The sequence below is a fragment of the Micromonospora sp. NPDC051296 genome (assembly GCF_040682255.1).
Classification (GTDB): Bacteria; Actinomycetota; Actinomycetes; order Mycobacteriales; family Micromonosporaceae; genus Micromonospora; species Micromonospora craterilacus.
In genome coordinates, this window is record NZ_JBFBAO010000295.1 from 1 (window position 1) to 9,035 (window position 9,035).

At 72.3% G+C, this 9,035-nt stretch carries 7 protein-coding genes and 2 pseudogenes; 5 read left to right on the top strand and 4 right to left on the bottom strand.

Annotated elements, in window-relative coordinates:
- Positions 1-72: 72 nt before the first annotated feature.
- The 4 genes and pseudogenes from AB0M52_RS25390 to AB0M52_RS25405 all read right to left on the bottom strand — a co-directional run.
- A pseudogene (locus AB0M52_RS25390) lies at positions 73-771 on the bottom strand (ABC transporter permease subunit); the annotation flags it as partial.
- Positions 771-1,721 (bottom strand): ABC transporter ATP-binding protein, encoded by a 951-nt coding sequence (locus AB0M52_RS25395; protein ID WP_363958409.1) that lies wholly within the window; start codon positions 1,719-1,721, stop codon positions 771-773. The gene AB0M52_RS25395 and the pseudogene AB0M52_RS25390, both read right to left, overlap by 1 nt.
- Positions 1,718-2,599, bottom strand: a complete 882-nt coding sequence (locus AB0M52_RS25400; RefSeq protein ID WP_363958412.1) for an ABC transporter permease — start codon at positions 2,597-2,599, stop codon at positions 1,718-1,720. Before AB0M52_RS25400 ends, AB0M52_RS25395 begins: the two co-directional genes overlap by 4 nt.
- The gene (locus AB0M52_RS25405; protein ID WP_363958415.1) at positions 2,592-3,506 is read right to left on the bottom strand and encodes an ABC transporter ATP-binding protein; all 915 of its coding nucleotides are present in this window, start codon (positions 3,504-3,506) and stop codon (positions 2,592-2,594) included. Before AB0M52_RS25405 ends, AB0M52_RS25400 begins: the two co-directional genes overlap by 8 nt.
- 229 nt (positions 3,507-3,735) lie before the next feature.
- Between AB0M52_RS25405 and AB0M52_RS25410 the strand changes: the two genes are divergently transcribed.
- The 5 genes and pseudogenes from AB0M52_RS25410 to AB0M52_RS25430 all read left to right on the top strand — a co-directional run.
- Positions 3,736-5,292 (top strand): glycosyltransferase family 2 protein, encoded by a 1,557-nt coding sequence (locus AB0M52_RS25410; RefSeq protein ID WP_363958417.1) that lies wholly within the window; start codon positions 3,736-3,738, stop codon positions 5,290-5,292.
- A gap of 47 nt (positions 5,293-5,339) precedes the next feature.
- A complete protein-coding gene (locus tag AB0M52_RS25415; protein ID WP_363958420.1) occupies positions 5,340-5,837 on the top strand; it encodes a DM13 domain-containing protein in 498 nt (165 codons plus the stop codon).
- Between the two features lie 131 nt (positions 5,838-5,968).
- Positions 5,969-7,498, top strand: coding sequence for an adenylyl-sulfate kinase (gene cysC, locus AB0M52_RS25420; protein ID WP_363958423.1), 1,530 nt, complete (start codon positions 5,969-5,971; stop codon positions 7,496-7,498).
- Positions 7,499-7,598: 100 nt separating this feature from the next.
- Complete coding sequence (locus AB0M52_RS25425; protein ID WP_363958426.1) at positions 7,599-8,387, top strand: DeoR/GlpR family DNA-binding transcription regulator; 789 nt, start codon at positions 7,599-7,601, stop codon at positions 8,385-8,387.
- Positions 8,384-9,035 (top strand): annotated as a pseudogene (locus AB0M52_RS25430) (galactose-1-phosphate uridylyltransferase); the annotation flags it as partial. The gene AB0M52_RS25425 and the pseudogene AB0M52_RS25430, both read left to right, overlap by 4 nt.

Sequence of the window (9,035 nt, forward strand, 5' to 3'; positions counted from 1 at the left end):
GAGACCCCACGGCACCCGGCCCTCGGCGATGGTGGACGCGGCGTGCAACTGCACCACCAGCGGGTGGTCCAGGCCGGCCATCGAGAAGGAGCGGAGGCGGTCGACCGCGAGCACGGTGAAGCTGACGCTGACCAGCGCGGTCATCACCACCGCCAGCGGTACGGAGACCGTCGTTTCGAGCAGGTCGGTCGGGGCGATCCGGTCGGCCAGGGCGATCACGTAGTGCTGGATGGAGAGCACCCGGGTGCCGGTGATCACGTTGCCCAGCAGCCCCTCCCAGATCAGCACGTAGACCAGGCCGAGCAGCACCGGCCGCCGGGTGAGCAGGCTGACCGCCACGAACAGCGCCGAGTACGCCAGCGCCCCGGCCGACGAGGCGGCGGCGAGCGCCAGGCCCAGGCGTACCGAATCGGCCAGCAGCCCGGCGGCGAACATCGGCACCGCGACGGTGACCGCGGTGACCCCGGCCGCCACCGCCAGCTTCGGCAGCACGATCTGCCAGCGCGGCAGCGGGGTGGTGAGCACGTGCGCCACCGTGCCGTCGTCGATCTCGGCGCCGAGCACGCCGGTGCCGACGATCAGTGCGACCACCGGCAGCACCACCGCCAGCCCGAGGCCGATCAGCACCGGCGGGCCCCAGTCGCTGGGTGACACCCCCATCTGGCGGGAGATCACGGCCAGCGCCACCAGCAGTACCGGCAGCGGCAGCAGCAACAGGAACCGGCGACGCCCGAACAGGCCGCGCGCGGTGATCCAGGAGACAGTGGACATCAGGCCTCCACCAGGTAGGAGAAGACGCTCTCCAGGGATTCGTCCTCGGGCACCAACTGCCGTACCCGTACGCCGCGGGCCAGGGCCACCTTCGGCAGCATCCGGGTGAAGGCGCCGTAGTCGCCGGCCCGCACGGTCAGCCCGTCGCGGCCCAGCTCGACCCCGGTCACCGACGGCTCGGCCATCAGGGCCACGGCCAGCGCCCGGTCGTCGGTGGAGCGGATGGCGAAGACGTGCGGCCGGTTGGTCATCAGCCGGCGGATGGTCCGGAAATCACCGGAGGCGGCGAGCCGCCCGGCGACCATCACCTGCACGGTGCCGGAGACCTGCTCGACCTCCTCCAGGATGTGCGAGCTGAACAGGATGGTGCGGCCCGCGTCGCCGAGGGAGTGCAGCAGCTCCATCATGTGCAGCCGCTGGCGCGGGTCCATGCCGTTGAACGGCTCGTCGAGCAGCAGCACCTGCGGGTCGTGCACCAGCGCCGCCGCGACCCGGGCCCGCTGCCGCATCCCCTTGGAGTACGTGCCGATCCGGCGGTCCTGCGCGCCCTCCAGCTCGACCAGGGCCACCGCCCGGCGGGCCGCCGCCTGCGGGTCCGGCAGCTTGTGCAGCTTCGCGGTGGCCAGCACGAACTCGTACGCGGTGAGGAAGGTGTGCACCGCCTCCCGCTCGCTGACCAGCCCGAGCCGCCGGTAGACGTCCGGGTTGCGCCAGGTGGGCCGGCCGTCCAGGGTGACCGCGCCCCGCGAGGGGGCGAGGAAGCCGGCCATCATGTGCAGCAGCGTGGTCTTGCCCGCGCCGTTCGGGCCGAGCAGCCCGGTCACCCCGGGCCCCAGGGTCATGCTCACGTCGTTGACCGCGACCACGTTGCCGTACCAGCGGGAGACCCCGGCGAGGTCGAGGGTGCTGGTGGTGGTGGCCGTCGGGGCGGCAGAGTCGAGCGCGGTCATCGTGCGGCCACCTTCCGGTAGCGGGCCAGCAGTAGGGCGACACAGGCGGCCACGAGCGCGACGGCGGCCAGCGCGTACACCGGGCCGAACGAGCCGAGGTCGGGGAGCTCGGCATCCGGGTCGGTGATCAGCAGGTCGCTCAGCGTCCAGATGCCGACCCCCTGCACCAGGGTGGACGGCGAGGCGAGCCCGGCCAGTTGGTTCGCCGTCTGCGACGGCAGGACCGACAGGATGCCGACGATCGGCGTGGTCATCAGGAAGACCGCGACGATCCCGCCGGCGGCGAAGGCCCGCTTGCCGGTCAGCGAGGCGATCAGCAGGCCGACCGAGGCGAAGACCACCGCCCACAGCCCGGCGTAGAGCAGCCCGGGCAGCAGATCCAGCAGCTCGTCCCAGACTCCACGCATCCCGTCGGCGGTGAACGCGGCGCCGAGGAACATCACCAGCTGCGGCGCGCCGAGCAGCAGCCAGAGCGCGGTGACCAGCGCGAGCAGCTTGGCCAGCGGGTAGTCGGCGCGAGGCAGCGGCCGGGAGAAGTACAGCGGGAGCACACCGCTGCGCAGGTCACGGGAGACCAGCTCGGGCGCGGCCACCGCGACGAAGAAGATGACCAGCCAGCTCATCGAGTCGGCGAACTGGGCGTACGTCATGATCGCTTCGCCGATCTGGGTGCGGATCGCGGTCACCGCGGCGGCCACCGTGAGGACGATGCCGACCACCAGCCAGGGGAAGATCTTGGCTTTGGCGCTGCGGCCCAGCCCGAAGGTGGTCCGCACCCCGTGCAGGTACAGCGCGCCGAAGACATGGCGGCGGCCGAGCCGGGGACCGGTGTAGCGCTGGTAGCCGATGTCGTGGATGACGCCCGTCGGCTCAGGCATGGCTGCTCTCCCTTCGGGCGAAGAGTTCGGCCACCCGGTGCCGGCGCTGGTCCAGCCGGTGCAACGGCAGGTCCAGGTCGGCCACCGCGCCGAGGATCAGGTCGTACGTGGCCTGGTCGGCGAGCGGGACGAGCAACAGCCGCCCCTCGCGGCCCACCGGCAGGTCGAGCGCGGCCAGCCGGGCCGCCAGCGCCTCGGTGCCCTCGCTGACCTCGACGGCGAGCACGTCGGTGGCCGAGGTCATCGCGGCGATGTGGTCGGCCCGCAGCAGCCGCCCGCCCTCGATGGCGACCAGCGTGTCGCAGATCCGCTCGACCTCGCCGAGCAGGTGCGAGCAGACCAGTACGGAGATGCCGAACTCGGTGCCGATCCGGTGCACCAGGGCGAGCATCGCGTCCCGGCCGGCCGGGTCGAGGCCGTTGGTGGGTTCGTCGAGCAGCAGCAGGTCGGGGTCGTGCACGAGCGCCTGAGCGAGCTTGACCCGCTGCTTCATGCCGGTGGAGTAGCCCCCCACCGGACGGTGGCGCTCCTCGTGCAGCCCCACATGGCGCAGCGCTTCGGAGGCCCGTTCCCGGGCGACCGTGCGCGGCAGGCCGCTCATCCGCCCGAGATGGGTGACCAGTTCGGCGGCGGACAGGTCGGGCGGAAGGCAGTCGTGCTCCGGCATGTAGCCGACCCGGGCACGCACCGCCGCCGCGTCGGCGCTCGGGTCGAGCCCGAGCACCCGGATCCGGCCACTGGTGGGGGTTAGCAGTCCGAGCAGGAGCTTAATCAGGGTCGACTTGCCGGCGCCGTTGGCGCCGACCAGGCCGACAATCCCCGGCTCTACCGCGACCGTCAGATCGGCCAGCGCGGTGACGCCCCCGCCGTAGACCTTCGTCAACGACTCGGTTGCGATCAGTGTCACGCCGACAGCCTAGGGCCGACCAGCAACCTCGCGGGCTCCGGAACGACCCCTGTTTCCCCTGATCCTGGCGGGTTCGCTTCCCCTAGGGAAACCGCCCCACGGTGACGTCCGGTAGCCGGCGCGCCACGGAACGCCACGCCGGACACGGCACCCTGACGCTCGCGGCATCTGATACATACTGATGTCACCTTGCGTTGAATCGACGGCACAACGGGTTATGGGGAGGGTCATGACGACTGGCGTTCCGAAGGTGAGCGTGGTGGTTCCGGCGTACAACCCGGGCGAGCACCTCGAAAAGCTCATCGATTCGCTGCTCCGCCAGTCGATGCCGGCCGCCGAGTTCGAGGTGATCTTCGTCGACGACGGCTCGACCGACTCCACGCCGGCCCGGCTGGACGAGTTGGCCGCCGCCCACCCGCACATCCACGTGCTGCACATCGAGAACTCCGGCTGGCCGTCCCGCCCCCGCAACGTGGGGGTGCAGCGGGCCCGCGGCGAGTACGTCCAGTTCGCGGACGACGACGACTGGCTCGCCGACGAGGCCCTGGCGCGGTTGTACGCGTACGCCAGGGAGCACGACGCCGACATCGTCATCGGCAAGATGGCCGGGCACGGCCGGTCCGTGCCCGGGGGACTGTTCCGGGTCAACCGCCCCGATGCCACGCTGGACAATGCCCCGCTGATCGACAGCCTCACCTGCCACAAGATGTTCCGCCGGACGTTCCTGCTGGAGCACGACCTACGGTTCCCGGAGGAGGGCCGCAAGCGGCTGGAGGACCACCACCTGGTCGTCCGCGCGTACCTCCTCTCCCGCCGCACCTGCGTGCTGTCGGACTACACCTGCTATCACCACCGGAAGCGGCCGGACGGTGGCAACCTGACTGCCACCCGGATGGAGCCGGCGGCGTATTTCAACAGCCTGCGCGAGGTGCTCGACATCGTCGACGCGCACACCGAGCCGGGCCCGCTGCGCGACAAGCTGCACCGGCGGTGGCTCCGCACCGAGATGACCAAGCGGCTGCGTGGCACCCGGCTGCGGAACGCTCCGCCGGACTGGGTCGACCAGGTCGTGACCGAGATCCAGAAGACCATCCAGGAACGGTTCGCGCCCGGAGTCGCCGCCGGGCTGCCGTCGGTGCAGCGGACCATCGCCGGTCTGGCCGCGCAGGGTCGGGTCGCGGACCTGCTCCGCCTGGCCGAGTGGGAGGCGGGCGTCCGGGCCCGCGCCCGCCTCAAGGAGTACGAGGTGACCGGCTCGACGTTGTCCGTCACCCTCACCGGTCAGCTCCGCAATGGCGACCAGCCCGTCTCGTACACCCACTCCGGCGGGCGTGACCGGTTGGTCGTGCCCGTCGAGGAGATCCCCGCCGAGCTGCTCGACTGCACCGCCGAGCTAAGCCGGGCGAGGCTGGACGTGGTCGCCCGGCGCGCCGCGGACAACGCCGAGTTCCTCCTCCCGGTGCGCTTCGAGGTGGACCGCGTACCGGACCCAACGGGTGAGCTGCACCTGGTCTACCGGGGCACCGCGACCGCCGACTTCCGCACCCTCAACGCCGGCCGTACCCAGGGCGACTGGAGCCTGAAGGCCCGGGTCAGCGGCTCCGGGTGGAGCCTGGACGCGAAGCTGCCGCTGGCGGTCTCCTGTGCCGTCGACGGCGCCGACCCGACCGTGGTCGACAAGCGGAAGAAGCCGCCGGCGAAGAAGCCCGGCCGGTGGCGACGCCTGAAGCGGGCGGTCCAGCGCCGGCTGGGGGTGACCGGCCGGCGGGCGGTAAGGATTTCGTAACGCCGACCGGGACTGACCGGTTCCGGTGGCACCGGCACACTCGACGGATGATCTCTCGCCTGCTCCGCACCCCGTTGACGTGGATCGCGATCGCGGTGCTGGCCGCCGGATCGGTGTTCGGCCTGTACTGGTTCCAGCCCTGGAAGCTGGTCACCGACACCGAGGTGGCCGAGCCGTTGAGCACGGTGGCGACGGTGGTCAGCTCCGGCGAATTCGTCAGCCATGAGTACGAGACATCGGGTAGCGCTCGGATCGTGCGTACCGACGACGGGCGGCACCGGCTGGAGCTGGTCGGGCTGTCCACCTCCAACGGCCCGGACCTACGGGTCTGGCTCACCGACCAACCGGTGCTGGAGGGCAGCGACGGCTGGCACGTGTTCGACGACGGCCACTGGATCGAGCTGGGCCGGCTCAAGGGCAACCGCGGCGACCAGGGGTACGACATCCCGGCCGGCGTCGACCTGGACGCCCTGACCAGCATCTCCATCTGGTGCAAGCGGTTCGCGGTCTCGTTCGGCGCGGCACCGCTGGACCGGGCCGGCTGAGCCGGGCCGCACCACGGCCGAGGCCGCAACGGGTGGGCTGCCCCGGCGCCCGGGCGGCAGGAGGAGTGGCGCTCTCGACCGATTGGCGGCCGGCTGCAAAACTGTGTGCCGTCGCCGGAGTTGGGGGTCTGATGAGCAACGGGTGGGTGCTGCCCGACGAGGTGCTTCGGGACGCACCGGCGTACACGCCGCGTCCCGGCGAGCTCGCGGATCTGGAGCTGCTGCTGACCGGCGCGTACACACCGCTGACCGGCTTCATGACCCGGGCCGACCTGGTCTCCGTCAGCCGCCGTGGCCGGCTGGTCGACGGCGCGTCGTGGCCGGTGGCGGTGACCCTCCAGGTGCCCGCCGCGCTGGTCCGGGAGTTCGACCTCACCGACCCGAACCGCCGGACGCTCGTGCTCACCGACGGCGAGGGAGCGCCGGTGGCGGCGCTGGAGGTGACCGACGCGTGGCCGGTGCGCGACGGGGTGACCGGTGTCGGGGGCAGCGTCCGCCGGCTCGGCGACGGTGGGCACGGGCCGTTCCAGCGGTTGCGCCGCACACCCGAGGAGATCCGCGCGCTGCTGCCACCGGGCCGGGTGCTCGGGGTGATCGCGGACCGACCGTTGCACCGGCCGCAGCTGGCCCAGATCGCGCACGCCGTGCGCACCCTCGGCGCGCATCTTCTGATCATGATTCCGGTGGGCGAGGACGGCACCGGGGGGCTGCCGCCCGAGGCGCTGGTGCGCGGCGTCTTCGCGGCACGCGACCGGATGCCGCCGGCGACCCTGGTCGCCGTGCCGCTGGCCCGACGGCGGGACGAGATCAGCGACGCCCTGCTGCGGGCCCGGGTCTCCGCCGCGTACGGCGTGACCCACCTGCTCTCCACCGGCGAGATGCTCTCCGGCGCCGGGCTGCGGGTGCTGGTGCCCCGCGAGCTGGCGTACGACAACCGGGACGGTCAGTGGCGCTGGCGCGAGGACATCCCGCCACGCAACCGGCGACTGGCCCTGACCCAGGCCGAGATCGAGGACCTGCTGGACCGGGGGTTCCCGCTGCCCGAGTGGCACACGCCGCCCGCGGTGGCGAAGGAACTGGCCCGGGCCCGACCGCCACGGCGGCACCGGGGCCTGGTGGTATTCCTCACCGGTCTCTCCGGTTCCGGCAAGTCGACCATCGCCCGTGGCCTCGCCGACGCCCTGCGTGAGGAGGGTGAGCGCACGATCACCCTGCTCGACGGCGACGTGGTGCGCCGCGAACTGACCGCGGGGCTGGGCTTCAGCAAGGCCGACCGGGATGTCAACGTGCGCCGGATCGGCTGGGTGGCCGCCGAGATCGCCCGGCACCGGGGCATCGGCATCTGCTGCCCGATCGCCCCGTACGCCCAGGCCCGGGCGACCGCCCGGGAGATGGCTGTGGCGGCGGGAGCGGGTTTCGTGCTGGTGCACGTCGCCACCCCGTTGGAGGTCTGCGAGCGACGTGACCGCAAGGGCCTGTACGCGCGGGCTCGGGCCGGCGTGCTCACCGGGATGACCGGCATCGACGACCCGTACGAGGAGCCGACCGATGCCGATCTGGTGCTCGACACCACGGATCTCAGCGTGGACGAGGCAGTCCAGTCGGTCCTGCACCACCTGACCGAGACCGGCTGGGTGGAGCCGCGCCATCCGTCGCTCTGATCACGGGGATCGTGGTCCCTTCCGTAGGTCACCCCATCGCGCTAGTGTTTGACTCTGTTTGAAGATGTTCGTTCACGTGAGCCGCTGGAGGGGATGGCGGATGCTCGCGCAACAGCGCCAGGCGGCGATCCTCGACCGGGTCCGGGCGACCGGCGGGGTACGCGTCGGCGAGCTGGCCACCGAGTTCGGTGTCTCCGACATGACCATCCGTCGCGACCTGGACCTGCTGCACGAGCGGGGCCTGCTGGCGAAGGTGCACGGCGGTGCCACCGCCGCCGGCTCGACCGACGAGCCGGGCTTCCAGGCCAAGTCGGTACGCCAGCAGGCCGAGAAGGCGGCCATCGCGGCCCGGGCCGCGCAACTGGTCCGCCCGGGCGCGGCGATCGCGCTGTCCGCCGGCACCACCACCGCCGAACTGGCCCGACGGCTGGTCGACGTGCCGGCCCTGACCGTGGTGACCAACTCGCTGCCGGTGGCCGAGATCCTGCACGGCCAGGGCCGTGACGACCAGACAGTGGTGCTCACCGGTGGGGTGCGTACTCCCTCGGACGCGCTGGTCGGGCCGCTGGCCGTCGGGGCCGTCCGGTCCCTGCACCTGGACCTGCTCTTCCTCGGCGTGCACGGGGTCACGGACCGGGCCGGCTTCACCACCCCGAACCTCCTGGAGGCCGAGACGAACCGCGCCCTGGTGGCGGCGGCGGACCGGCTGGTGGTGCTCGCCGACCACAGCAAGTGGGGAACGGTCGGCATCTCCTCGATCGCCCCGCTGGCCGACGCCCACCTGCTGATCACCGACGACCGGCTGCCGCCGGAGGCCCGGCGGCTGCTCACCGACCGGGTCGGCGAGTTGGTCGTGGTGACCGGAACCGGCGAGCGGGCGCGCCGATGAAGCGTACGGCGATCACCCTGGCCGACGGCCGCGAGCTGGTCTACTTCGACGAGCGGGACGACGCCGTCCGGGACCAGCCGGACCGGCGCGAGCTGCCCCCTCCCCCACCCGCCTCCCAGCTGCGCTACGACCCGCTCACCGACGAGTGGGTGGCGCTCGCCGTGCACCGGCAGACCCGCACCTTCCTGCCACCGGCCGACCAGTGCCCGCTGTGCCCCTCGACCGGTGACCGGCTCAGCGAGATCCCCGCCCCGGAGTACGCCGTCGCCGTCTTCGAGAACCGGTTTCCGGCGCTGAGCGGGCGAGTGGTCGAGGAACCGGCCGAGATCACCCCGTTCACGGCGGCCCGGCCCGGGCAGGGGCGCTGCGAGGTGGTCTGCTTCACCGACGACCACCACGCCTCGTTCGCCGGCCTGCCGCCGCGCCGGGTACGCACCGTGCTCGACGCGCTGGCCGACCGGACGACCGCGCTCGGCGGGCTGGCCGGGGTCGAGCAGGTGTTCTGCTTCGAGAACCGGGGCGTGGAGATCGGGGTGACCCTGCACCACCCGCACGGGCAGATCTACGCGTACCCGTTCGTCACGCCGCGTACCCGGTCACTGCTGGCCGCGGCACGACGGCACGCCGAACGCACCGGCGGCCGCAACC